Genomic DNA, 1,254 nt, shown 5'->3' with positions numbered 1-1,254 from the left:
CCCTTAAGCTGCACAGCTTAAGGATTTTTCTTTGTAAACCGCATCTTTCTCTTCCAATTTGATGCGGGCTATTAAATGATCAAAATTACCGTAGCCATAAGCCGTCCGCTCAATTTGCTTGATCTTGCGGTTAATTCCTTCTAAACAACCGTTGGAACACTGGTACTTACCGGCATTTAAAACAGAAGTTTGGTTATGTTTAAAAGTGGTTAAGGTCCCCCGCATCTTTTCTCCAACGGTTTGCGTGGTATTGATTATCTTTTTCATTGCGTGGGCATTCTGCTTGCGTAATGCAGCCGTAAAATTTTGTAATACTTGATAACTATGCTTAAGTGCAGGATTCAAATCCAAGCCATCCAGAACAATATGCTCCTGAGTTAAGTAATCCTTTAGGTGTTGGTTATAATAAGGCTGTTTCTTTTCTAATTTACTATAGGGCTTAAGGTAAAGCTTCCAGCAATACTTTAACAAGCGGTAAGGATAGGTGCCGGGATTAAAGTTTTTCATTACCTGCACCCGTAACTGATTAAAGGAGCGGTTAAGCATTTGTACTAGATGGAAGCGGTCAATCACAACCGCTGCTTTAGGGAATAGCTGCCCAGCAATGGCTTGATAATAAGCATTCAAATCTAAAGAGACTGTTTTGACTTTCTTGCGGATTGTTATTGGGAATTGCTCGAAATATTTAACAATGCTTTTCTTAAAGCGGTCGCTGAGAATGGTAATGATCCGGTGATTGTCTCCATCCAAACAAATAAAGTGTAATTTGTGTCCCACACCACGCACTTCATCAAAAGCCAAGTGCTCCGGCAAGGTGGTGGCCTGTGCCCGAAACGGGGTATCCAGGCTATCTAATACTCTTTGGACAGTGTTGGTGGAAACATTGTTTTCTTGCGCAATACTGGTCATTGACCTGTCAGTAGTTAAAGCTGTTAAGACTTTAAGTTTACTAGCATTAGAGATACGGCAACTTTTGCCTACCAGATCAGTTTGGGCCATGGATCTTTTTCCGCAAGAACAACAAATTACTCTTTGCTTATGTAACTCTAATAATACCGGTTGGCTGGCATTGCTGGTTAAATAGCGTACTTTAGCAACATAGTGCCCATTGTGCTTTAAAGTAGAAGAATGGCAAACCGGGCAAGCTGGTTGCACTAGTTCTGCTACATAAACCTTAGTTTGTTTATGATGGCATAATTTCTCATAATAATTAGAAAACAGGAGATTAGGGTCTGTTATATTGAGTTGAAATTT

The 1,254-nt window shown here is 40.1% G+C and carries 1 protein-coding gene; it reads right to left on the bottom strand.

All coding sequences use genetic code 11. The features are described 5' to 3' along the window. Nucleotides 1-3: 3 nt before the first annotated feature. On the bottom strand, nucleotides 4-1,254 hold a 1,251-nt coding region (locus FC77_RS07625; RefSeq protein WP_156641860.1), incomplete at its 5' end, for an ISL3 family transposase.

It is taken from the genome of Lactobacillus acetotolerans DSM 20749 = JCM 3825 (assembly GCF_001436775.1).
Taxonomy (GTDB): domain Bacteria; phylum Bacillota; class Bacilli; order Lactobacillales; family Lactobacillaceae; genus Lactobacillus; species Lactobacillus acetotolerans.
Note: the sequence above shows the minus strand (reverse complement) of the source record. Positions and strands in the feature narration are given on the sequence as shown.